This window comes from Shewanella denitrificans OS217 (genome assembly GCF_000013765.1).
GTDB classification, from domain to species: Bacteria; Pseudomonadota; Gammaproteobacteria; order Enterobacterales; family Shewanellaceae; genus Shewanella; species Shewanella denitrificans.
This window is the reverse complement of sequence record NC_007954.1, coordinates 814,536-839,275: the sequence shown is the minus strand read 5'-3', so window position 1 is coordinate 839,275 and position 24,740 is coordinate 814,536. Positions and strand designations below refer to the sequence as shown.

Here is a 24,740-nt window from a genome sequence, read left to right as displayed (position 1 = left end):
TAGAATTCAGATTTTAGCAAAACTTTATCAATTCAGTGCTGGCTTATATAAATAAATGCTGAATATTTTTAAAATCACCTTTTCCTTCAGCGATCTCTTTAGGGTCAAGGCCGGAAACTTCATGGGGGAACACCAACCACTCTTCTGACTCATGGATGAAATAATCAGGTTTTAATGGCACAGCTGTATTCTTTGGCTTGTAGTAAGGACAAGCAATACGGATGTCGGTTGGGGTATTTAAGCGCATAAACTTTTGCAATTTACCGATAAGCGCATGAATGCTACGGCCGGAATCGAAGACGTCATCGACGATCAACAAGCCATCGCTGGCATTGGCATTCTCGATAATATAATGCAGACCATGAACTTTAATGTTCTTGTCTTGCTTATCTGTGCCTATGCCATAATAAGAGGACGTGCGTACGGCAATATGATCGGTCTCCACTTTTTTGAAATCGAAATATTCTTGCACCGCGATACCGATAGGCGCACCGCCACGCCAAATACCGACGATAAACTGCGGCCTAAAGCCACTGTCATAGACCTGAGCTGCTAATCTAAAAGAATCTTCGAGTAACTGTTGTGCGCCAATATAATGTTTATCTGTCATGGAAAGGGCCCCTTATTTTTATTGCAGCGAATTTTATACCAATTTGCTATCCCTTGCCTGCTGTTAATTTGCCCTATTACACAAAAAAGACAAAAAACGCCCCATTAAAATCTGCTTTGACTCCCACTTAGCCTGTGGCATAGTAGTTTTTATCGCCACTTAAGGATGACATTATGCTTTTTGAAAAATCAGCACTCATGGCTCAACCCCGCCAGGCCGAGCTCACGGCAACCAAAGGCGAAAACCCCCTTATTTGGCCGCTGCTTAGCCTATTGCAAGCGTCTAACCAAAGTTGGAAAGTGCATCACCTTGCGACCGCCTTACAAGACAAAGGCCTGATGCATGACCTCGACCCCGCCCCAGAAAAAGACTTATTTAAGCGTAACTTTCTATTAATGAATGCCTTGTATGAATTACAAGAAATCCTCTTGCCTAATCAGTGGCTGCAAGTCAGAGCCATGGAAATCCAAATCTTTAGGATCATTCCCGCTGACATTAACCAGCAACTGGTTGCCGACAACAACTTAAGGGAATATTACCTCGACTGGCAAAACTACGATGCCAGCGTCAATGTGGTACGGCAAATGTTGGAGTCTTTCTGGTCCAGTTACCAGCAATACATAGGCCTTAACGTCAAACTGATGCACAAGACCTCAGCCTTAAGGGTATTTGAGCTCGATGACACAGCAACCGATAGAGACATACGCAAACAATGGCGCAAACTGGCGTTAAAGTGGCACCCAGACAGGCCAGATGGGGATGCAGCTCGCTTTAGGGAAATCTGTGAAGCTTGGCAAACCTTAAGGGAAAGTGCATAACTTAGCCCTTATAATAAGTTAGCCCACAGAAACATCTGCAAATAAAAACGCCAAACCTAAGGGTTTGGCGTTTGATTTGATTGCTTAGGTTACTAGCCTGCTATGGCTATTGTTATAAGGACATCAAGAAAGCCACTAATTGACTGCGCTTAGCTTTATCTAATCCCATAAAGGCTTGCTGACTCGCCAAGGCTTCGCCGCCATGCCAGAGTATCGCCTCTTCTAAGGTCGCCGCGCGGCCATCATGTAAAAAGCCTGCCTGAGGATTCACTGTCTGAGTTAACCCTATTCCCCACAGCGGCCTTGTGCGCCATTCATTACCATTGGCTAAAAAGTCTGGACGACCGTCGCTAAGGCCATCGCCCATATCGTGGAGTAACATGTCGCTAAAGGGGTAAATGGTTTGGCCTTTAAGAGCGGCTATCATGGGTTGACCACCAATATCACCGCTGGTTTTAGTTACAAATGACGGGGTGTGGCAAGCTGAGCAATTAAGTTCTGTGAACAACTTAGCGCCCTCTCGAACTTCACTATTACTGACGTTACGTCTTGCAGGCACAGCTAAGGTTTCAGCATAAAAAACCACGTCATCGCTAAACTTAGCACTGGCCTCTGGAGCACCATCGACATCAACACCGGTATCCACAAAGCCTGTGCGAGTTAAATAAGAGTCATGCAAACTAGTGCCAGCAATGCTTTCTTCTGGAAACAAGGGATTGGTTATGCCTATGTCACCGCGCAGGGCGCCTAAAGATTGCACTCGCACACTTGGGGTATTGGCTTTCCAGCCAAAACGGCCTAAAGACACAGGATTTGGATCGCCAGCATTGGCTTTAATGGCATCAAATACCCAGTTGGCTTTACCACTTATGCCATCCTTATTGCTGTCTTGCTCATCCACAAGCGCTAAAATTGCCGCTTCTGGGATAGCTTCTAATAAACCTAAGCCAAACACAGGCATACCGTTGCGCCAGCCCATGAGTACATCATCTTGCAATAAGTTAGAGGTGACATTGCTACTCTGCTTGGTTTCCCTGGGAGCATCATAGGGGTTTTCAACCTCAAAAATCGGTTTCTTCAGTGACACTTGGCCGCCATCGGCATAGGTGACTGTGGTTCGCTCATAGGATAAATACACATCTGCCTGACCACCAAAGTTATGGTCTTGCCAATCTGCGCGGGCTTTTAACACCCCGCGGTGAAACAGTTGTCCGCCAAAATCTGGTACTGGAATGGGCGCGCAGTAATTATTCTCAGCGCTTCCTTGGGTACAAGCTTGATTAGGCGCTTTGCTTATCCGCAGAAAAATCCCTGCATCTGTGCCCAATTTCACCCGAGTTTTATCGGCGCCTAAGGACGGCGTCGAGTTACGGCCATCTCTTTGATGGCATGAATTACAATCGGCGTTATTAAATACCGGGCCCAACCCATCAAGCTCAGGATGGGCAGCATTCGGCGCTGTGGTAAAAGACATCTCAAAGTTTGCATCACCCTCAAGGTGCTGCGCCAGTTCAGCAGCGCCTAAGTTTGGCGCTGGGGTTGAAAATCCGTGGCCCGAATTGCCGGCATCAAAAGTCGTGGTCGCGCCGCCGCTTGCGGTCACATCAGTGTAACTTGGGTAGCTAACAACAGGAGGCTTTGGCGGGCTTGGAGTATCATCGATAGGATCCCCTGAGCCGCCACAGGCTGCTAAACTCGTCGTTAGTATTAAGGCTAACGTAATCAAAGGTGATTTATTGTTAATTTTTTGTTTTTTCATATTTTACTCACACGATTGCGCACAAAATTGCAGTGGCTTCAGGCTCATCAATCTGACATTCATCTATAGATAACGCAGCTTAGAGGTTCCAATCCCCTAAGCTGCGTGACTTCAATGCCCTTAAGCAGGTTTCCACTTAGACAAGAGTGGAATAACATCAGACTCTAAACTTGTCTTCAGCTTAGTGAGCGCATCGATGGCCGTTTGAATGCGCACTCGGCCATTGGCATCTTTAATTGCTTGGCGAAACGGCATGCTATTACTGCCGGAAATCGCCTGAATTTTAATAATGGCATCATCAATCTCACTGGCAACCCGCACAGCAAGATTGGCATCCGCTGCACTCACAAAATCTTTAACACCTTGCTTGTCGGTATTACCTGTGAACTCACCTTGGTACACATTGCGCACGCCTTGGATGTTGTTGGCAAAATCCGTCAATGAATTCCAAGAATATTGTGACTCCACTTTAGAGGTATCCGCGCTTGTGATTGAATCACCGAAAGGATCGGAAATTTTACCATTACCCACTTCATCGACTATGCCTATCATGCCGTTGATAAGCTCTTCGATAACCGCAAGTTCAGATGAATACACGGTATTACCATCAACACCGGGTTGACTTAATAATTCCGCGTATGGCTTGGCATTGGCATCGTCTGGCTTATGGTTTATCTGCCATGCATCATCTAACGTCTTAGCATGGTCACGAAACACTTGGGCTAAGGCGATTAAATACTCGCGCTCTTTCACCGTAAGCTCGCTAATGTCTTTTGTGTTATCTGCCACGCCATCACCAAATAATAAATATTCCATGGTGTGGAAGCCTTGCACATCATCATTCCAAGACTTTATGGTTTCAGCATCAAATCCTGCAGCCGTGGTTAGCTGAGTGCTTAAATCTGTGGTGTTTAGCGGCCAGCTATCTAGATGCGGATCGATACTTAACGAGTCTACTGGACCAAAAATGTGCGATTCGCCTTGCTCCCATGGCTGACGAGCCGCTTTCCACGCATCTTGAGCGGCGACTAAGTCTGCTTGACTGGTCGAGTTAATTAGCTTTTGCGTCGCCAATACCAGTTCGCTGCCTTTGGCTGCTAAATCTGCATAACCTGTCACTATGACTTCTTGAGTCAGGTTGGTAATCATAGCTGTTGCTGCAAAGCTAAAACCCGTATCTGGGGTTGTCGTTGGGGCTACTGGCTCGCTTGAACCAGAACCACCACAAGCCCCTAGGACTGAGATCAAGGCAATAGCGAGGGCTGAGTGGGTAAAAGATTTCATGTAAAACTCCATTTTTGCTAATAACGTGATGTAACTAAAACAAGAACTAGAACGAACTAAAGCGAGAACTGATAGCCCACGCCTAAGGCGAAGAAATTAGTGTCAGGAATGGCAGCCACGGCCACTTGATGTAAGCCGCCTTCGGCTTTGATCACCACTTCAGGAATAGGGAAGTAATTGATGCCAACACTGGTCCAGGTATTTTCAAAACGCTGAGTCGCAATGCCAGACTCCACTTCCATTAAAGGATTTGAATAATCTATGTTGGCAAACACTGTGACGGGTAAATCGAACCAGCTATCAAGCTTCAGCCCAGCTTCAACAAAGAATGCCTGTGATTTGGATCCCAATTGTGCAAAGTTGCCGGGGCGTAAACCCGGAGTGGTTTTGTTGGCTTGAGTAATCGCATCGCTGTCAGATAAAGTGCCGTAGAGGTACTGACCACGTAAGATCCACGGCCCTTCAACCAGTGCACCAGCCACAGAAACGATACTGATAGTGCCATCAACATTAAGCTTGTTGGTTTTGTTGCGGTTACCCGAGGTATTGCCATAGTAATAGCCCACACCAACGGCACTGCCTGTCTTGAAATTGCCGTAATCGACACGACCTGCAAAGGCTAAATCATCGCCATTAACATGCTCAAAACGAGTTTGATGGCCAGATGCCGCCCAATCATAGGTGCGGAAAAACTCAGAATTTAACCCGCTGACAATTTGAGCTTGATAATGGAAATCGGCAACTTCACCGTACACACCAATACCATTTTCATTCCAAACCGCAGGCAGCATGGCCGCTTCACTCTTGTGACGCTGTACGGTTAAATACTGATTAGGCTTATGCAGTGTGCTTGAAAGCCCGATAGGCAAATGAATGTTACCGAACTTAATCCCGAAAGCTTTACTGGGGCGATAACGCAGTTCGGCTTTTTCAACCACCACTTCACCACCCGCTTCGATTTCTGTTTCAAACTCACCGAACTCATCGAAACCATCATATTCAAGGGAGGCACCCGTGCCGCCATGTTCATATTCGATTTCGACTTCCATGCTCCACGCATCACTAAACTGATAGCCAAACTCGGTGACGATACGCTCTAAATCAAAACGGCTACGACGTTCGGGGCTGGTATCTTGCACATTGTCAAAATACTCATCATTGGTGAAAATGACGCTGCCATAAGATTTAAACGAGAAACGGCTTAGGGCATCTGCCCTCTTGCTGGAATAAAGATTTGTCTGGGGTTTAGCGCTTTGAGTGATGCTCGCGTGCTCAATCAGCTGCTTTTGGGTAACGTCTTGCTTAGCTAATTGCTGCTGCGCTTGAACCAATGCTTGTTTTTGCGCTTTATTTTCAGCGAGCTGGTTCGCTTGCTGCTGGGCAAGTTCTGTTAACTGTAACTTAAGCGTGACTAACTCAGCTTCTTGCTTGGCTATCGCTTTCGCCAAGTCTTCACTGCTGACGGCCGATACTTGCGGCACTGCTAATACATAGGCAATTGACAACGCCAATAGGCTCACCTTTCTAATCATCTTGTTCTCCACACATTTTGTTATTCATCATTGAGGCGCAAACAAAATACACCAAATGATAACAATTTGCATTAACATTGGCGTTAGAGTTGTGATCTACCCTTGATAAATTTATGCTTAGCACTACAAGAAAAATGTGTAATCATAGGAAAAATAAGTGAATTTACGAGCCTGAGATGTTTACCAAACAACCGCAACAATTACTTCTATGGATGACCTTTCTCATGTCCATGGTATTTGCCGTTTGGCAGGCGCTGCTGAATAATTTTGTTATCGAGCAAGCGGCGTTTACCGGCGCGCAAATCGGTATATTGCAAAGCTTAAGAGAGGTGCCAGGGTTTCTCGCATTTACTGCGATACTGGTACTCTTGGTATTAAAAGAGCAAGTCTTTGCACTCTTATCCCTCGCCCTGCTGACCATTGGGGTTGGCATAACAGGTTTTTTCCCCAGCGTTGTCGGGCTTTACTTAACCACAGTCTTGATGTCTATTGGCTTTCATTATTTTGAAACCATCAACCAATCATTAACCTTACAATGGGTCGACAAACAGGATACCGCCGCGTTTATGGGTAAAGCCTTAGCCTGGCGCTCGGCAGCGGCACTCTTAGGCTATGCCAGTATTTGGCTAGTAATGAGCTGGGCTAAACTTGATTATGTGTGGATGTATGGATTAATAGGCAGCCTAGGCTTGTTAATGGTGATTGTTATGGCCAGCCACTTCCCGCAATTCCCCATTCATAGCCTGCAACACAAAAAGCTTATCTTCAGAAGGCGTTACTGGCTGTACTATTCATTAACCTTTTTCTCCGGCGCTCGCAGGCAAATCTTCATGGTGTTTGCAGGCTTTATGATGGTAGAGAAATTCGGTTATTCGGTTTCCGAGATAACAGCGCTATTTCTTATCAATTACTTAATCAACCTATTCTTTGCCCCTGCCATAGGCCGCTTGATTGGCCGTATAGGCGAGCGCAATGCCTTATTGATTGAGTATGTGGGATTAATCGTCATTTTCATCAGCTATGCCTTGGTGGAAGTAGCCCATATCGCTGCTGCGCTATATGTTATTGACCACCTACTGTTTGCCATGGCCATTGCCATGAAAACCTATTTTCAAAAAATTGCCGATAAACAAGATATTGCCTCTACCATGTCGGTAAGCTTTACCATTAACCACATTGCTGCGGTTATCATCCCGGCGCTTTTAGGCCTATTATGGTTAAGCTCACCCAGCGCGGTATTCTATATTGGCGCAGGCTTTGCTTTGTGTTCATTGTTACTGGCAAGCTTAGTGCCTACCAAGCCAGAACCCGGTCAAGAAACTCGTTTAAGCCCATTGTTATCGGCCAAATAAGTTAACTCAGGAATAACTCAAGATGATCGAACAAGGTGTGGATCCCCTTCAGAACCAAACTGGTGGCGACAGCCAAGATAAAAATATGTCAGCCCGTAAGAAGGCCTTATTGCTTGCCAGAGGTATAGGCCTTGCCAGTGAAGGAGATTATCGCCCTGCGGACTCATCGGTGGCAGAGCGGGCACAGCACAGACAAAGAAAAATCCTCAGCCAGTACCAAAGCAATCTTGAAAGTATTTTTACTATGGCGCTGGAATTTACCCCATCAGATGTCACAGGTTCCGACTTAGATGTGGATTGGAGTCACCAGTTTTTTCAAATGGCGGAGCAAATTCATGGCCGTAAAATGCAGGCTCTGTGGGCAAAAATTCTTGCCAGTGAAATTATAAAACCCGGGAATTACAGCCTAAGAACCTTAACCACCTTGAGACAACTGACCTTGAGGGAGGCGATGATTTTAGAAAAGGCCTTAGGGATGTCGGTGCGCTTTAATCAAGAGCCAAGATTAAAACTGCTTAACAGCTATAAGCTAACCGGCGGGATGAAGCAGTATTTTCGCAAATCGACCACCAGCCCCCTAGCTTTATCCCAATTTGGCATGCCCTACTCCAATATTTTGACCCTAATAGAAGCGGGGATTTTATACAGCAGTGAATTTGAAACCGGAGTACTCGAGGCTCACAGCTCAATGGCGCTCACCCTGTCGGATAGCCAGATAAAACTCACCCCAAAACAAGGGCACTTGTTATTCAATTATTATCGTTTTACTCCTATAGGTGATGAACTTTGCAGCCTTATCAGCCCAAGGCATGACAGCGAGTACACGAACCATCTTTGCCAAGTATTAAAAGCCGATTTTAAAGTGGAAACATAGCCATAGCAGTAAACATTAACCTTAAGACTTTTGATATAAATGCAGGTGTTTATGCTACTTCTTAAGCTCTGCTTGAAGCTCATCCACCAGCAATACGGGGGCAGCGTCTAGGTCATCGGCATCCATCATAGAGGCAATGCGCTCAACTGCGGATAACAATTGACTCTGCTCCCACTCATGAAGAGACTGGTAGCGTTTAATAAAGTGCTCTTGCAAAGGCTTAGGGGCCTGAGTTAACAAGGCTTTGCCATCATCGCTCAAATACAAATGCACCTTGCGCTTATCGGTTTCACTGCGTTTACGGATCACCAATTGACGGCTTTCGAGACGATCTATGATGGTGGTCACTGTGGCGGCGCTTAGGGTAATTTCTGTGGCCACTTGTTTAGCAAGCGGTGCATCCAACTCGGCTATTTTTTGCATCACCATCAACTGCGGCCCAGTGAGCCCTGACATCTTATTTAATTGCCGTGAATGTATATGAATGGCGCGAATGATCCGCCGCAGCGATATCAATAGTTGATCGTATTTTTCCATAAGCTCCTCATTATTTGGCGCCGAGATTAGCATAAAAACTTAGTCTTAAGCGATAAAAAAGCAGAATAGTGTTTTCCACTATCCTGCTTAGTTTGAGCATCAAATTAACCTCTGAACGAAAGTTTCTTAATGCTAAAGATTAACCACCAAAGGTTCTCGCTACAGAGAAGACAATGCGTGCATCCGCACTGTCGATATCCATGCTGGTATCTTCGGCCGCTAAGGTGAAGTCAAAACCTGCATAGCTTGTCATGTAAGCAATACGAACATGGTTGTAGCTGGCACTATTATCCCAAGAATACAAATCTTCATCCATAGAGGTTGAACGATCGAAACTGATACGAATATCATGACCTTCAGCAATAGTAAAAGTATGAGCTATCATGGCGATATAGTGATCGGCTTCTACACCGAAGTAGTCCCATGAGTACCAGAAGTTTAATTCTGTCTGACCTAAGTCAATAGTAAAAGTATGAGCTATCATGGCGATATAGTGATCGGCTTCTACACCGAAGTAGTCCCATGAGTACCAGAAGTTTAATTCTGTCTGACCTAAGTCATTGGCGAAACCAAACTTAGTGTACACTTCTGGGTACTTATAATCGCTTGATGCATCATCACCATGGTAAGTGTAATAAGCGATACCCGCATCTAAACTAACGACGTCCGTTAATTGAAAGTACTGCCCAACGTAGAAATCCCACTCTAGGTTAGTATCTTCACCTGGGCCAAAATCAACATTTGATGCCCAAGTGCCCATATACCAACCTGAATCTGCCGCATAATCCAAACTGCCTTGCAAGGCAGGATCGTTACCCGTTTGACTGACACCATTGAAGGTGTAATCGGATGCTGCTGTCACTGTGGCTGACACACCCGCCTGAGCCGTTTGAGCAAACACTAATAAACCTGATACTGCCAACGCTAATAATGACTTGTTCATCTTAATCCCTTCTATGATTACTAACTGTTATATTTATAGACTATTTATTAATAATTGGCTTACTGCACTATTTATTTAATTTCTTTTGCGTATTTCACTTAATTTTAGCGCAGTCCGCTCATCATTTGCATTGAGTGACTAAGTTGCGCTTAGTCCGCAAGTTCTATCTTAGTAAAGTCAATTTCATTTTCTTTTGGTGACTGCTCAATATTAGTCACTTTTTTATATTTGGTCAGCATTAAGTAACCGAAGCAACTAAAAATAAGACCAATTGCCAATGCCCCTACCCACTGAATTTCCAAGAAATCGAGTTTAAACAGCAAGGTCAAACCTGACAGCAACACAAGATTACCTAAGAAGTATTTCACCTTGCCAAAACGCTCAACAGTCAAGTTCAAGTTATCTGTGTACAAACGTACCAAAGAATCCAGTGAATTAATCACGAAGGTGACACCCACAATAACCATGGCTAAGTTGTAGAATCCTGATGTATCTATGCCGTTTGCACTGTAGTAATAAAGTACAGTAAACCAAATAGCAATAGGAATTGATGGGAAAATCATCATGGCTGCAAGCACTTGATAGGTTTTCATGCCACCCACGAAACGTGACGTGAATTGACCTATCATAATGCTCCAAGCAAACCACCAAAATAGGTAGAACTCGTGATAATCATTCATAGGCAATACAAACTCATGAATGTTAGCGAAGTAATCACCAATCAGTGCAAAGGTAGTGAAAAACTCACCCACACTGCCTGACTCAGTTAAAAATGCCCCCGTCCACATCAAGGCTATTAAGCCCATGAATAACCAGGTGCTTGCCAAACTTAAGATGCGCACATACTTGATGCTAGTACTGGAATACACAGCTGCGGCTATCACAACGAAAACAATCAAGTAGAAACTGCTGACAATCGTTTCGCCATCACCCAGCTGAGGTAAGTACCAAGGCAGGTTAGTCAATAACAGGTATGCCGTGAATGCACAGGTGCCAATAATCACTAAATTATTGATAAATTTAATCAGTGGGATTTCAAAAAACTTAACTCTAGGCTCAATAACGCAAAAGTAGAAGCAAGTTAAGAAGTAAAAGCCCCAGATCAAGAAGGCCCAGAAACCAAACTCAACCGCCAACGGATTGGTAAACGCATAAGCGGCGTCCGTGGCATAACCTGAGAACTCGGTCAGCGGGAACATGATAAGTCCCACATCTAAGCCTGAGGTAAATAAAATGGCAATAAAAGTAAATGTTCTCACTGGCGTTACGCCAACACATTCGACATTGCCCCAACGAAACAGCACAAAGGCAATGGCCGCGAAGGTAAATAAAATTCCCATAGATAACCAAATGGTCATACTTGATACTCCGTGTATCTTAGAAATGTCAGCCAAGACTGAACATATATTTATGATTTAACACTGAGTCAATTTTAAAGATGTGCTTTACAGCGCACCCTCAAACCTTAAATATCGCATGCTTCATACTGCTAGGCAGTGCCCAGTCATGATTGAGTGGCGATAGTTAAACCCTGATAGTTGACTCGTATTCCAATGGGCCATTTCACTTGCGTGAGGCTGACCCAGCCCAATAACATTACTATTATTCTTTAATTATTGAACACACGCTTTGGGGTATTCTGACGTTGCTTAGTTTGCCAATCGGCACCAAGACGCACTTCTGCATCTGATGCCGGCAAAGGCGTTTTACCTAATATCAAGTCTGCCGCTCGCTCTGCCAACATGATGGTCGGCGCATTCAAGTTGCCATTTGGAATGGTCGGGAAAATGGACGAATCCACCACACGTAAACCACTGACACCGTGCACCCGTGTTTGCGGATCAACCACAGCCATCTCATCGACTCCCATCTTGCAAGAACATGAAGGGTGATAAGCACTTTCAACTGATTGACGCACAAAGGTATCTATTTGCTCATCAGTTTGCACTGCCATACCAGGCTGAATTTCTTCACCACGGTAAGCATCCAAACCAGGCTGATTGATGATTTCGCGAGTCAAGCGCACACAATCCCTAAATCCTTGGATATCATCTTGATGTTCAAGATAATTAAACAAAATCTTTGGGTGCACTTTAGGATCGCTTGAGCTAATTTTTACACTGCCGCGACTCTTAGGCTTGTTATGACCTATGTGCACCTGAAACCCATGACCGGCAAACGCTTCTTTACCGTCATAGCGCATGGCTGCAGGTAAGAAATGATACTGCAAGTCTGGCCACGCTAAATCAGGCTTTGAGCGAATAAAACCACAAGATTCAAAATGGTTCGTCGTCCCAAGGCCGGATTTATCTAAAATCCACTGCACCCCAATCTTCAGTTTACTTAATGGACCTAATTGACCGTTTAAGGAAATAGGCTGAGTGCACTTAAATTGGAAATAAAACTCTAAATGATCTTGTAAGTTCTCACCTACACCAGGCAGCTCATGTACTAAATCAACACCCGCTGCGGCTAGCGTCTTAGCCTCGCCCACACCAGAGAGTTGCAATAGATGCGGCGACCCAATAGAGCCTGCACTTAAGATGACTTCTTTAGTGGTAAACACATCCACCATCTCGCCTTTTCGCTCGTAACGCACGCCAGCGGCGGCTTTACCTTCAAACAAGACTTTATGAGTTAATGCGTGAGTCACTACAGTTAAATTTTTGCGTTTCATCGCTGGACGTAAATAGGCATTCGCGGTTGACCAACGCACGCCGTTTTTAACCGTCATGTGCATAGGGCCAAAGCCCTCTTGCTGCGCACCGTTATAATCGGCTGTCGCCAAATATCCCGCGTCAACACCCGCATCAACGAAGGCTTGATAAAGTGGGTTCTTCATTTGATTGCCGTTATTAACGGCAAGAGGCCCCACATCACCGCGATAATCATCGCCGCCAAATGCCCAGCTTTCTGCTTTCTTGAAATAAGGTAAGCAATGAGCGTAATCCCAACCTTCGGCGCCGTGCTGCTGCCACTCATTAAAATCATGAGCATGACCACGGACATACACCATGCCATTTATTGATGATGAGCCACCTAACACCTTGCCACGTGGGCAATGCATACGGCGATTATCCAAATAGGGCTCTGGGTCTGTCTCAAATTGCCAAGTGTACTTAGGGGTATTCATTGGGATAGACAAAGCCGTTGGCATCTGGATAAAAATACTTTTATCGCTGCCACCGGTTTCCAGCAATAACACACTGTTATTAGGATCTTCACTCAAACGATTGGCTAACACACAACCCGCTGAACCTGCGCCAACTATGATGTAGTCGTATTTTTTCTTTGTTGTGGTAATTGCTGTTGTCATTGTTGCGGTCATTATCTTAACGCCTCCTAAAATGGGCTTTCAAGAGGCTGCAAACCTACATAAACGGCTTTGGTCTGGGTGTAATGTTTTAAGGTTTCTGTGCCATTTTCACGGCCGATACCCGAAAGCTTATAACCACCCACGGGCATTTCTGCAGGAGATGCACCGTAGGCATTGATCCAGCATATTCCTGCCTGCATCTGATGAATAACTCGGTGTGCTCGGCTAATATCTTGGGTAAAGACACCGGCGGCTAAGCCTAGCTTGGTATCATTAGCGCGGCGAATAACCTCATCTTCATCTTTAAACGTCAGCACTGACATCACAGGGCCAAAAATTTCTTCCTGCACTATGGTCATGTCATCGGTGCACTGAGTAAAAATTGTCGGCGCAACAAAATAGCCATTAGGCGCGTTATCTGGGCGCAATGCTTTGCCGCCTGCCACTAACTTGGCGCCTTGTGCGATACCTTGCTCGATATAGCCCAATACTTTGTCTTGATGAGCTTTAGAAATAAGCGCACCAAAGTTGGTGGCTTCATTCATAGGGTCGCCGCAAATAATATTTTCTTGAGTGCGCGCTAGAAGCTTCGCCATAAAGACATCATGAATGCTCTCATGAATAAAGACCCGTGTACCATTGGTGCAAATTTCACCTTGGGTATAGAAGTTAGCCAGCATGGCTGCTGACACTGCGTTATCTATATCTGCATCTTCAAATACAATCAGAGGTGACTTGCCGCCAAGTTCCATGGTCACGCCTTTTAGGCTGCCGGCTGCAGCCGTCATCACCTTGATACCAGTACCGACTTCACCGGTAAAAGACACCTTAGCAATATCAGGGTTGCTGGTAAGCCAAGCGCCTACTCGTCCATCACCTTGAATAACGTTAAATACGCCATTGGGAAGGCCCGCTTCAGTGAAAATTTCAGCCAGCTTTAACGCCCCAAGTGGGGTTTCTTCCGACGGTTTAAAGATCATCACATTGCCGCTAGCAAGGGCTGGAGCCGCTTTCCAGCAGGCAATTTGCAATGGATAGTTCCACGCGCCAATGCCAGCACAAATGCCTAATGGCTCACGGCGAGTATAATAAAAATCACCACCGACTTGCTGCTGCGTACCTTCAAGACCTGCCACTATGCCCGCAAAGAATTCGATTGAATCAGCACCTGTGACCACATCAACCACACTGGCTTCTTGCCAAGGTTTACCTGTGTCTTGCACTTCGACTGCAGCTAACTCATCGTTTCTTTCTCTTAATAAAGCCACGGCTTTTAATAAAATACGCCCGCGCTCCATGGCACTCATGGCTGACCAAATTTTGAAACCTTGCTTAGCGCTCGCTATGGCAGCTTGTTGCACTTTCTCATCGGCAACTTCCATCACATAGCTCACTTCGCCTGTGGCAGGATTGATCACATCGAAGGTCTCACCGCTCTCATTGGCAAGGAATTGACCATTCACAAAACTGCTATAACGTACTACTGACATGTATTTTCTCCAGGTGTAGAAACTAGCGTCTCTATAAATGCTTTACATAAATGTTCGGCTTGGGCGAAAGCCAATTCTGGCGTTTGGCTCAAGGCACTGCGTAACCAAAATCCATCGATCATGGCTGCCGCTTGTTTTGCCGCGTTTGTGGCTTGCTCATCGTTAAGGAGCTGCCTGAAAGAAAAACGCAAATTACGGTACAAGCGCTGGCTATTAATATTTTGCAAACGAGCAAGGCCTGGCTCATGCATGGCCTGAGACCAAAAACTCAACCAAGTCTTAGTGGCCGGGGTTGAGCGTTGTAACTCAGTAAAGTTTGCTTCCACTATCATCATCAATCTTTGCTTAGGGGTTAGGGAGTGTCCACTGACGCGCATCAACAGCGCCTGCTTTAACTGTTCGAGTAAATGCCGCTGAGTCGCCTCAATTAGCCCCTGCTTGCCACCAAAATAATGGCTGATGATCCCAGATGACATACCCGCTAAACCGCTAATGGTATTAATGGTCGTATGGTGTAACCCATGTTTTGCCACAGATTCTAAGGTGGCCTCAATCAACTGCTTTTGCCTTAGGGATTTCATTTCTGGTCTTGCCATTGCTTGACTCCTTGTTAGCAAAAAAGTTAATTGAACGTTCAATTAACAACTATACTAATGATTAGTGCTGTAATTATCAAGAGGTTTATAATATTTACCTGAGTGACAACAAAACCGGAAAGACTCCATTTAGTGGCTCATAACAAGAAATCACGGGCGGATGGATAAGGTAGAGAATAGTTAGATGACTGTTTTATTTGCTGAGAAAAAAGATAATTTACTTATAAAAATGCTTGTCAGCTTAAGCAAAATTATGGATGACAGAGATTAAAAACTAACTTGAGCACGGGCTAAGCATAAGATTACGAGCATCTATTTCCTATCAAGCCCAATGAACTAATGCCAAGCTTATTTGCTATTAAATCAGTTCATGCCGACAGCAATGATGCTCATGCATTTGCCAACCAATTCCACGTACGTAAGATGAGAAAGCGTGATCTAAAAATTATTTTGAGTTCAGATTCGCATAAATACCATACTGTGTAATACTTTGTTTGCTGAGGTTAAATCAGCAATATACAAAATTGGCTGTGACTCTTTTTAATCAAAAATAAAGCAAAGCAGGCCAATCTTTGGTTCCCTCTACGGAATGAATGAACCCCTGTGATGGACAAAACTCGTACTTATTGAATGGTGGCTAGTCTATGAATCTTCAACTTAAACAAAAAATGCTCTTAAGCTCCGTTGTCCCACTAGTTTTGCTTATCTGTATTTGCGTCATGGCCATCAGCATGATGGGGAAAATTGAGCAAGGAGTTGTGCGTATTTACAACGACAGAGTCGTCCCCCTTGAAGACTTAAAGATTATTGGCGACGATTACGCCGTCTATGTTATCGATGCTATCAATAAGGCCAACGCCGGTGATTTTACGGCCCAAGAAGCTAGCCAAGGCTTGGTCGATGCGAAGAAAAACATCACCACCCGTTGGAAAAAATACATGCAAACCGAGCTTACCGTAGAGGAAGCCCGATTAGCTAACGAAGCTGATGCCATGTTCGGCCCCGCTGACATGCAAATCGATAAGCTTATTGCTAAGCTTAGAACCATGTCTGGCAACGTATCCGGACAGCTTAGCAGCGAGATAGTGCCCTTATATCAAGTGATTGACCCCATCAGCGGTAAAATCGCCGAATTAGTATCATTACAAATCCGTGTGGCGGGAGAAGAGAAGCAAGCCGTTAATGATGTTTACACTACCTCCTCAAGCTTATTCATCCTGATCGCCGCACTTTCCATTGCCGCAAGTCTTGCCTTAAATATTTGGGTACGAAGAAGCGTCATGGCACCTGTTAACGACATTTTATCTAAGCTAAAAATAATAAAGAAAGACTCTGATTTAACTCAAGTGTTCACTATTTTTAATGATGATGAGCTAGGTCAAATATCCACTAATTTAACCAGCGTGATAGAGCATTTAAGGAGCATATTAGATTCAATTTCAAATGCGGCCAACACCATTAACACTTCAGCAAACAGCCTAAACAGCTTCACCCGTGAAACCAATGACCGCATGCATCAACAACAGGCCGAAACTGAGCAAACCGCCGCCGCCATGAATGAAATGACGGCCACAGTGGCGGAAGTCGCCCAAAGTACAACAGCTGCGGCGGATTCCGCCAGAAATGCGGATTCCCATGCCGCCAATGGCGATATCATAGTGCAACAATCCATCAAGAGTATGTCGCTACTGTCGACTCAAATTCAACAAACCGCCGAGGTGATTTCACATTTATCTAATGAAAGCCAAAATATCGGCCAAGTGTTAGACGTCATTAAAAGCATTGCTGAGCAGACCAACCTACTGGCGCTGAATGCCGCCATTGAAGCGGCAAGAGCCGGCGAACAAGGCCGCGGCTTTGCCGTGGTCGCCGATGAAGTGCGCACCTTAGCTAAGCGCACTCAAGAGTCGACTTTGCAAATTGAAACCATGATAGATGGTTTACAGCAAGGGGTGAAAAAAGCGGTTGCCTCAATGCAAGTGGGGATATCTCAAGTAGATGAAGCCAATGAGAAAACCAATATGGCAGGTAAAGCACTGAAAGAAATAGTCAGTTCTGTGGACAGTATTGCCGAATTGAACACCCATATAGCCACGGCGGCAGAGGAGCAATCCAGTGTCGCGGAAAGCATTAATCGCAGTATTATTGCCATCAGTGATATTACTCAGCACTCAAGCCAAGCCGCCGGAGAGTTAAGTCACTCAGTTAATGAGCTCTCTAAGCTGGCGACGTCTATGCGCGATCAAGTGGGTACCTTTAAACTGCATTAGAAGTGAGATTAAAGCTTACTATTTAGATTAACAGGGGCCACTGGGCCCCTGTTGTTTTTTCAATCACACAGGTTATGATAAATGCCTTTTATTCAAGGAGGCATCACTATGATCAAACTAGCCCCACCTTTCATCAAGTTCATGCTGAGTTTATGTTTTAGCCACTTGATACTTGCCCCCCAATTGAGTTTAGCGGCAGAAAACACAAGAAGCACGGAAAGCCCAATCCAAGGTACGCCTATCATTAGCGGCGTTGAATTTAAAATAGACAGCCACACCTTTAAGGCTCCAAGACGTTACATGGTGTCACTACCCGAGCGCTATTACGCCAGTCATCGCCGATATCCAGTGCTGTATGTAATTGATGGTGATTTTCAATTTCAGCATGTCTCTGCCCTAGTTACTAACCTCGCCCGCATGGGAAAAATCCCTCCGATGATAGTGGTAGGCGTCGCAACTCAAGGTCAAACGGATTACCTTTACAGCACAACTTGGCCCCTAGCACAAAGTCATGCTGACACCACGGCATCCGAATACGGCGGCGCAGCGAAAATGCATGACTATCTGACCCATGAGTTGTTACCAAGGGTCAATAAGCAGTACCGCACTTCAGAGCAAAATATTCTCGCTGGCTACTCTATGGGCGGGTTATTCACCTTCTATAGCATGTTGCAACAGGGCCCCTTTCAAGCTTACCTCACCATGAGTCCCTCCCTCTGGTACGACGATTACAGCGCAGCCGATAAACTTAAGCTCTTTTTAGAACAAAATAAGCGGCCAGCAAAACTGTACCTATCCCTTGCAAACGAAGAAGGCATGGGAGTCACAGAAGCTGTCAGTGTCATTGAAAAAAGTGTAGAAAAAAACGCTGAGAAAAGCCTTGGTAAAAGTGCAGATAAAGGCTCACTCAAGTGGGATTGGCAATTTAAGCACTACCCTGATGAAACCCATTACAGCACAGCAATGCCTGCGCTCTATGGCGCCATGGAGTTTCTATACCCAAATTATTTCAGCGATTTAGATGTTTTACTCAAAATTGATACATCAGAAGCCGTCTTAGCCCATTTCAAAGCCAAACAACGCCTCTGGGGAGGATTTAACTTTGAATGGCTCCAAAGCTACACTTTGGCTAAGTATTTCTTCATCACTAAGCAATTGGATAGAGTCGATGATTTCCTTAACTCGGCACATGAGGCTTTCCCTGCATCGGCGGCCGAACTCAACACTCAATTTGCTAAAGGCTTTATCATTAAAGGCCTGCCAGATAAGGCACTTGAATTACTGAAAAAGGTTAAAAATGAAGGAGAGCTGAGCGCTGACTGGCAACAACAAGTGAGTCTAAGCTATCAAGCCTTAGGCAAGCACCAGTTAGCTAAACGTCATCACCAACAAGCCTTAGCACTGGCAAAAAAATACCAGCTTGCGAGTTGGGAATGGTGGGAGCTCAACCCATAAGAGCGATTTCTTTTGCTCCTTTACTACAAAGGAGCAAAGGCACATACACCTGGGTTATTTCAATGCCGAGAATTGGCTTTTCAGCCACGACTCGGCCTGCTGTTTTCCCATCAACTCACTTAGGGTGGGCCTTAGCCATAGGGCTAATTTTTGTTGGCGCCAAAACATATAATTTGGCAAAGACTGCACCGCGCCGGCACCAAAGGTACGCTGCAACAGGCTCGAGTACTCAGCCAAAGCAGCCTCATCAAACTGCATTAAACTTGGGTAGAAACCTTCAATAAAATCTGGATATGTTTCAAATTCGAACATCAGGCTTTCAGCTTGAACACTCAACAAACTCAGTAACTGCGGCGCACTCCAATGACTTAAGTTAGCTATGTCATTGATAAGCGCCATATTGCGCCTGTGATACTGTTGCCAGGCTAAATCTAACTTGCCTGTATCATGCAAGCTGCGCCACAGGGTATACACATCGGCAAGCCACTCGTGCTGATAAGCACTCAACTGAGTCGGTAAAATACTGCCCTGCAGAGCAATGTTTTCCAAGTGTCCCAGTTCATGCCATAGGGTCAATTGTGCTTGGGATGTTAATCTAAGTGGGTAATATTCACCGGCAACACTGATGCTCATTTGTTGCTGAGACGGGCGCTTTCGGGCTTGATGGCCATGTTCATTCAATGACAACTCAGGCAACTCAGTTAATGCTAGCACCAGAGAGGGCGCTAATAGGATAACCCCAGCCTGATCCACATCCTTTATTGGCAGCACCATGGCTTCTTGCCGACCTAAGGCTTGGGCTGCGAACTCAGTACTTAAATTTAATTGACTGGCACCATTGGCATTAAGTTGCCGCAGACATTCAGGCCAGTGAGCAAGCTCACACACTAAGGCCTGCTTAGCCCCAGCGTTAAGCCATTGCCAGCCTGAATGAGTCAGCCCTAAATACTTGACAGTATTGGCCACATTGCCCGTATTGGCAGCGAAGCTGTTAGCACTCATTGCCCACAACAAGACGGCTAACACTGGCATTAACTTCATAAAGATAAACTTACTGCCTAGCCATGATGTTTTGGATGATGGACGTGGTCGATACCCCATCTTCGAAACCCAGCACTTCGACCTTACCACCCGCGGCGATAACCTGAGCGCCACCCGCTATGTCTTCAACCTTGTAATCACCCCCTTTCACTAAGGCATCGGGTAATAAGCGCGTAATGATGCGCTCCGGCGTATCCTCACAAAAAGGCACCACCCAATCCACAGCGGCAAGCCCCGCTAACACCGCCATACGTCTGTCCACTTGGTTCACTGGGCGACCATCGCCTTTTAGACGTTTAACTGAGGCGTCGCTGTTCACCGCCACGATTAATCTGTCGCCCAAGGCTTTCGCTTGCTTCAAGTAGCTCACATGACCCGCGTGCAGGATATCGAAACAACCGTTGGTCATTACCACTCGCTCACCGCGAAGCCGTGCTTGCTCCATGGCATAAGCCAGTTGATCTTCACTGACAACACCAAAACCTGACTCGCCCTGATGTGATGCCAAGGCGCCAATCAACTCGATACGGCTCACGGTAGAGGTGCCCAATTTTCCCACAACAACACCCGCTGCAGTGTTGGCGATAGCACAGGCTTGCGCCAAGGTACTGCCAGCGCCAAGGGAGGTGGCTAACGCGGAAATAACCGTGTCGCCTGCACCTGTGACGTCATAAACTTCTCTCGCAACTGTCGGTATGTGCAGTTCAGGCTCATCAGCCGTGATAAGTGTCATGCCTTTTTCAGAGCGAGTCACCAGCATGGCACTAAACTCATGGGTTTTTATTAGTTGCCGTGCTTTTTCGATTAAATCGGCTTCATCTTTAACTGGCCCCACTACCGCTTCAAATTCACTCATGTTAGGGGTGATTAAAGAAGCCCCATGGTAGCGTGCAAAGTCGCTGCCTTTAGGGTCAACCAAGACGGTGACTCCTTTAGCACGGGCTTTAGCGATAAAGGCTCTTGGGTCGGCAATGGCGCCTTTGGCGTAATCGGACAACACAAGTACATCGACATTATCTAGCATGGCCTCACTTTGTTTAAACAAGGCTTGGCTGCTGGCACTATCGAACTCTTCCTCAAAATCCAGCCGAATAAGTTGCTGATTGCGGGATAGTACTCTCAGCTTAGTGATGGTGGGTTTATCATTAACAACTAACCACTGTGGCTCAACCCCTAAGGTTTGCACCCCTAAGGTTAAGGCTTTGGCCGTTTCATCGTCACCCACAAGTCCGGCTAGCTGTACTTGCCCCCCCAGAGTCGCAATGTTTAAGGCTACGTTAGCCGCGCCGCCGGGTCTGTCTTCTATCTGATTAATTTTAACCACGGGCACGGGCGCTTCGGGAGAAATTCGCCCTGTGGGCCCTACCCAGTACCTGTCTAACATGACATCGCCAAGGACTAAAACACGGGCTTTTTCAAACGCTGGGAGGGTAACCTTCATATGTGCCATCATTCTCGAGTAAAAATTTAACCGTGATTGTACCTAACTTTTTAATAAATTAAGTTAGAATAAGCGCTAATTTAGATAAAAAGGCGTGTTAGTTGTGGTCGAAAAAGCTCAGTTTTCTACTCATTTGCTCCATCCTAAGTATTGGTTATTATGGTTTGGTGTTGCGCTTATGCGTACCACGCAGGTCTTGCCATTGCATTTGCAAATGAAACTAGGCGCATCCCTTGGTCGCCTAGTGATGCGACTTGCCGGCAGCCGCACTCGCACAGCGAAACGCAACATCAGCCTTTGCTTCCCACAGATGAGTGCCCAAGAACAGCAAACCTTACTGGTACAGAATTTTGAAGAAACCGGCAAAGCGCTATTCGATACCATCAATGCTTGGTGGTGGTCCGATGAAAAAGTTCAGCGTCATATGCAGATAACAGGCGCTGAACATATCACTGACATCCTTGCCGATGGCCAAGGGGTGATTTTATTTGCCGTTCACTGTTTACCCCTTGAGATGGGCGGACGCATGTGTGGTCAATTTAACCCTAGTATTGGTGTTTACCGTCCCCACAACAATCCACTGATGGAATACCTACAGGTCAAAGGCCGTTTGCGCTCAAACAAAGGATTAGTATCAAAACGAGACTTGCGCCAAATGGTACGCAGCCTAAGAGGCCCTAATGCCGTCTGGTATACAGCAGATCAAGACTTTGGCCGCTCAAGTGCGGTATTCATTCCCTTTTATGCCGTGCCGGAGGCTGCCACCATCACTGGAGCCACCACCTTAGCCAAATTGGGTAAAGCCAAAGTGTTACCCTTTTTTGTCGAGCGCAATCAAGATGACACAGGTTATCGTATTGAAGTCATGCCAGCGCTAGAGAATTTCCCAGGTGTTGATGAAGTCAGCGATGCCCTGCGTGGAAACCAAATTATAGAACAGCTTATCGATAAGAATCGCAGCCAATATATGTGGCTACACAGGCGCTTTAAGACTCGCCCCAATGAAAATGACCCTTCGCTCTATTAAATGGGACGCAGGATCCCTATTCGGTAATACCAGTAGGATAAATTTATCGCATTTAAGCGCTTTTACACTCAAATTATGGTTGAATTTTTAAGCTAAATGAGTGAGGATGCGCCCTTTAATTGTCAGGCTGAATAATCTATTCAACCGGACTAAAAATTTCTGTTTTAGGAACACTACCAGCTTATGATTAATCCGCTCCGCTCTGCCCTAATCGCTGTTTCGGCCCTTTTTATGAGCTCTGCTGTGGCTGTCGAATACCCGTTACCAGCCAAGAACAGTAACTTGGTAGGTGAGAACCAATATTATGTGGTCCCCGAAGGCAAGTTGACCTTGGAAGCCATTGCCACTAAATTTCAGCTGGGATTAACTAACCTGCTGGAAGCTAATCCAGGTGTTGACCCTTTCTTGCCAAAACCTGGAAGTACCTTAGTGATCCCGCACCAGTTGATTTTACCTAACGCCCCCCGTGAAGGCATAGTGATCAATGTGGCTGAAATGCGCCTCTACTATTACCCTAAGGGTAAAAATATCGTTGAAGTTTTGCCTATCGGAATAGGACAAATTGGTAAAGACACCCCTGAAAAATGGGTGACTACAGTGCAGCGTAAGCGTGCTAACCCAACCTGGACACCGACACCGCGCATTCGTAAAGAGTACCTTGCAAAAGGTGAGGTGCTACCTGCAGTTTGGCCAGCAGGTCCTGACAACCCAATGGGACTGTTTGCACTTTACATAGGTAATTTGTATGCCATCCACGGTACCAATGCCACCTTTGGTATTGGTCTGCGCATCAGCCAAGGCTGTATTCGTTTACGTGATGCCGACATCGAGCACTTATTTAATAGCGTACCTGAAGGCACACGCGTGGAGTTCACTAACCAGCCTATCAAGGCCAGTGAAGAGCCTGATGGTAATCGTTACTTAGAAGTGCATCAGCCACTGTCACGGACTATGGCTGAATATGAGTCAGCTGAACCTGTGGGACTTAGCATGCATAGGGATATAGCAAAGTTTGTTGCGCATGCGGACACAGATTCTTTTGTGTTAAAACGCTTGCTCGAACAACGTAACGGCATCCCTACTCGCATCAATCAATAATAGCTTGCCTGTAGGCCATTAAAAGAGCCTAGAATTAAAAAAGCCCCTAGCAGGATAAGTTAGGGGCTTTTTTATTATAAATTTAAATAGCGTTTAGCATTAATACCACACTATCGAAATGCACATCTCATTAGCTGGCCAAGTTTAAACTATTTGGGCTCGTTTCACTTAGTGTAGGCTTAATTTCTTTAGCCTCTTGTGTCATTGCCAACAATTCCTCTTCTAATGTTTGACTGATCCCCATATCCGTAACCACAGCAGATTCTTGAACGATTTCTTCTTGTGACACCGACGTGCGAGTACCGATAAACTGGCCGCCATGGTAGATTTCCATTTGTTGGCATGCCAGCTCACCATCGACAACACCTGAGCTGACGATAATTAACTTGTCACAGAAAACCCTTCCTTTGACTAGTCCACAAACCTTAAGCTCTTTACAATAAACATCACCCTCAATCACCCCAGACAATTCCACTTTGACATGACTTGTTGAGCTTAATCTTCCTTGTATTCTTCCAGCGATTAATGCACCGCCCTTTAATTGGATTTCACCTTGTAATTGAGCGTCGACACCAATAAAAGTCACATCCGAACGTTTGCTCTGCTTTTGAGAAAAAAACCTTATTAACCCAGAATTTGTCGCCATTATTTAATCATCTTGATCCACTTATCCATAAGGATTCAAAGCGACCTTGGGACGAAAAAATAAAATATACACTTGATTTGGGTGATGTGATGACTTGCTTGTCGTCCAGAGAAATTGATGAGTGCCTTTCACAAGGCTTAAAATTAGCACACTCTTCATGTTCCCTTTGTCCTGCTTTGTCGGCATACTGCCACAATGAATTTTAGTCTGGATAATAAGTTGTGAAAATGTCATTAATAGAGTTAACGTCAACACTTAAAGATTTGAATTGTCGTAGTAATTTTAACATTCAAAATGTTACTGAATACATGCTGCCTGACTCGAAAGAAGCCTTCTATGTGCATCAGCAGAGCCAACGCACGCGATTAATGATCCGTCCGGCATTTGAGATTTTTTCAGCAGAATTATCCTTAATTGATGGGGTTCACAGTGAATATGATTATTTCCATAACAACCAAATGACCCGCTTCCCAAAAAGGCAGAATAAAGGGGTGGAGCCTGTGCATTATGGGCTAGCATTCACTTTCGATGATGTCATGGCATTAACTGCATTTATAGACAAACTCAGCGCCATAGTGAAAGGTTAATGCGAAAGCCTGATTATTAAGCTTTACTCAATTTATCTCTACTCGTATCAGTTGATCCAATAAA

21 protein-coding genes are annotated in these 24,740 nt (G+C 45.3%); 8 read left to right on the top strand and 13 right to left on the bottom strand.

Annotation, left to right across the window (positions count from 1 at the left end):
• Nucleotides 1–43 precede the first annotated feature (43 nt).
• Nucleotides 44–610 (bottom strand): phosphoribosyltransferase, encoded by a 567-nt coding sequence (locus SDEN_RS03765; RefSeq protein ID WP_011495180.1) that lies wholly within the window; start codon nt 608–610, stop codon nt 44–46.
• A 173-nt stretch (nt 611–783) separates the two neighbouring features.
• On the opposite strand from SDEN_RS03765, the gene SDEN_RS03760 reads away from it, so the two are divergent.
• Nucleotides 784–1,428 carry a DNA-J related domain-containing protein gene (locus SDEN_RS03760; protein WP_011495179.1) on the top strand — a complete coding sequence of 215 codons (645 nt, stop codon included), beginning with the start codon at nt 784–786 and terminating at the stop codon, nt 1,426–1,428.
• A gap of 112 nt (nt 1,429–1,540) precedes the next feature.
• On the opposite strand, the gene SDEN_RS03755 is transcribed toward SDEN_RS03760, so the two are convergent.
• From SDEN_RS03755 to SDEN_RS03745, 3 genes are all read right to left on the bottom strand, one after another.
• The gene (locus tag SDEN_RS03755) at nt 1,541–3,187 is read right to left on the bottom strand and encodes a di-heme oxidoredictase family protein (protein WP_011495178.1); all 1,647 of its coding nucleotides are present in this window, start codon (nt 3,185–3,187) and stop codon (nt 1,541–1,543) included.
• Between the two features lie 120 nt (nt 3,188–3,307).
• Nucleotides 3,308–4,471, bottom strand: a complete 1,164-nt coding sequence (locus tag SDEN_RS03750) for an imelysin family protein (RefSeq protein ID WP_011495177.1) — start codon at nt 4,469–4,471, stop codon at nt 3,308–3,310.
• Between the two features lie 56 nt (nt 4,472–4,527).
• The gene (locus SDEN_RS03745; RefSeq protein WP_011495176.1) at nt 4,528–6,003 is read right to left on the bottom strand and encodes a hypothetical protein; all 1,476 of its coding nucleotides are present in this window, start codon (nt 6,001–6,003) and stop codon (nt 4,528–4,530) included.
• 176 nt (nt 6,004–6,179) lie between these two features.
• Between SDEN_RS03745 and SDEN_RS03740 the strand changes: the two genes are divergently transcribed.
• Nucleotides 6,180–7,355, top strand: coding sequence for an MFS transporter (locus SDEN_RS03740; RefSeq protein WP_011495175.1), 1,176 nt, complete (start codon nt 6,180–6,182; stop codon nt 7,353–7,355).
• A gap of 85 nt (nt 7,356–7,440) precedes the next feature.
• A complete protein-coding gene (locus tag SDEN_RS03735; protein ID WP_408640234.1) occupies nt 7,441–8,229 on the top strand; it encodes a TIGR03899 family protein in 789 nt (262 codons plus the stop codon).
• A 54-nt stretch (nt 8,230–8,283) separates the two neighbouring features.
• Here SDEN_RS03735 and SDEN_RS03730 read toward each other — a convergent pair whose 3' ends face one another.
• The 6 genes from SDEN_RS03730 to betI form a co-directional block, all read right to left on the bottom strand.
• Nucleotides 8,284–8,766 carry a MarR family winged helix-turn-helix transcriptional regulator gene (locus SDEN_RS03730; protein WP_011495173.1) on the bottom strand — a complete coding sequence of 161 codons (483 nt, stop codon included), beginning with the start codon at nt 8,764–8,766 and terminating at the stop codon, nt 8,284–8,286.
• 139 nt (nt 8,767–8,905) lie between these two features.
• A complete protein-coding gene (locus tag SDEN_RS03725; protein WP_011495172.1) occupies nt 8,906–9,709 on the bottom strand; it encodes a TorF family putative porin in 804 nt (267 codons plus the stop codon).
• 149 nt (nt 9,710–9,858) lie between these two features.
• Complete coding sequence (locus tag SDEN_RS03720; RefSeq protein WP_011495171.1) at nt 9,859–11,067, bottom strand: choline transporter; 1,209 nt, start codon at nt 11,065–11,067, stop codon at nt 9,859–9,861.
• Nucleotides 11,068–11,318: 251 nt separating this feature from the next.
• Entirely contained in the window at nt 11,319–13,037 is a 1,719-nt protein-coding gene (gene betA, locus SDEN_RS03715) for a choline dehydrogenase (protein WP_011495170.1), read from the bottom strand.
• A 14-nt stretch (nt 13,038–13,051) separates the two neighbouring features.
• Nucleotides 13,052–14,515, bottom strand: a complete 1,464-nt coding sequence (betB, locus tag SDEN_RS03710; protein ID WP_011495169.1) for a betaine-aldehyde dehydrogenase — start codon at nt 14,513–14,515, stop codon at nt 13,052–13,054.
• A complete protein-coding gene (gene betI / locus SDEN_RS03705) occupies nt 14,506–15,111 on the bottom strand; it encodes a transcriptional regulator BetI (RefSeq protein ID WP_011495168.1) in 606 nt (201 codons plus the stop codon). The genes betB and betI overlap by 10 nt, the downstream gene beginning before the upstream one ends.
• Before the next feature lie 644 nt (nt 15,112–15,755).
• On the opposite strand from betI, the gene SDEN_RS03700 reads away from it, so the two are divergent.
• Together SDEN_RS03700 and SDEN_RS03695 are read left to right on the top strand one after the other, a co-directional pair.
• On the top strand, nt 15,756–17,381 hold the full coding sequence (locus tag SDEN_RS03700; RefSeq protein ID WP_011495167.1) for a methyl-accepting chemotaxis protein: 1,626 nt from the start codon (nt 15,756–15,758) through the stop codon (nt 17,379–17,381).
• A gap of 108 nt (nt 17,382–17,489) precedes the next feature.
• Nucleotides 17,490–18,836, top strand: a complete 1,347-nt coding sequence (locus tag SDEN_RS03695; RefSeq protein WP_011495166.1) for an alpha/beta hydrolase — start codon at nt 17,490–17,492, stop codon at nt 18,834–18,836.
• A 54-nt stretch (nt 18,837–18,890) separates the two neighbouring features.
• On the opposite strand, the gene SDEN_RS03690 is transcribed toward SDEN_RS03695, so the two are convergent.
• Together SDEN_RS03690 and hldE are read right to left on the bottom strand one after the other, a co-directional pair.
• On the bottom strand, nt 18,891–19,877 hold the full coding sequence (locus tag SDEN_RS03690) for a hypothetical protein (protein WP_011495165.1): 987 nt from the start codon (nt 19,875–19,877) through the stop codon (nt 18,891–18,893).
• A 10-nt stretch (nt 19,878–19,887) separates the two neighbouring features.
• Nucleotides 19,888–21,318 carry a bifunctional D-glycero-beta-D-manno-heptose-7-phosphate kinase/D-glycero-beta-D-manno-heptose 1-phosphate adenylyltransferase HldE gene (gene hldE / locus SDEN_RS03685; protein WP_041405657.1) on the bottom strand — a complete coding sequence of 477 codons (1,431 nt, stop codon included), beginning with the start codon at nt 21,316–21,318 and terminating at the stop codon, nt 19,888–19,890.
• Between the two features lie 103 nt (nt 21,319–21,421).
• On the opposite strand from hldE, the gene lpxL reads away from it, so the two are divergent.
• Entirely contained in the window at nt 21,422–22,345 is a 924-nt protein-coding gene (lpxL, locus tag SDEN_RS03680; protein ID WP_041405656.1) for an LpxL/LpxP family Kdo(2)-lipid IV(A) lauroyl/palmitoleoyl acyltransferase, read from the top strand.
• A 183-nt stretch (nt 22,346–22,528) separates the two neighbouring features.
• Nucleotides 22,529–23,443 carry a L,D-transpeptidase family protein gene (locus SDEN_RS03675; protein WP_011495162.1) on the top strand — a complete coding sequence of 305 codons (915 nt, stop codon included), beginning with the start codon at nt 22,529–22,531 and terminating at the stop codon, nt 23,441–23,443.
• Between the two features lie 130 nt (nt 23,444–23,573).
• Here SDEN_RS03675 and SDEN_RS19735 read toward each other — a convergent pair whose 3' ends face one another.
• Nucleotides 23,574–24,089, bottom strand: coding sequence for a bactofilin family protein (locus tag SDEN_RS19735; protein ID WP_011495161.1), 516 nt, complete (start codon nt 24,087–24,089; stop codon nt 23,574–23,576).
• A 227-nt stretch (nt 24,090–24,316) separates the two neighbouring features.
• Here SDEN_RS19735 and SDEN_RS03665 point away from each other — a divergent pair, with 227 nt between their 5' ends.
• Nucleotides 24,317–24,676, top strand: a complete 360-nt coding sequence (locus SDEN_RS03665; protein WP_011495160.1) for a hypothetical protein — start codon at nt 24,317–24,319, stop codon at nt 24,674–24,676.
• Nucleotides 24,677–24,740: the final 64 nt, after the last annotated feature.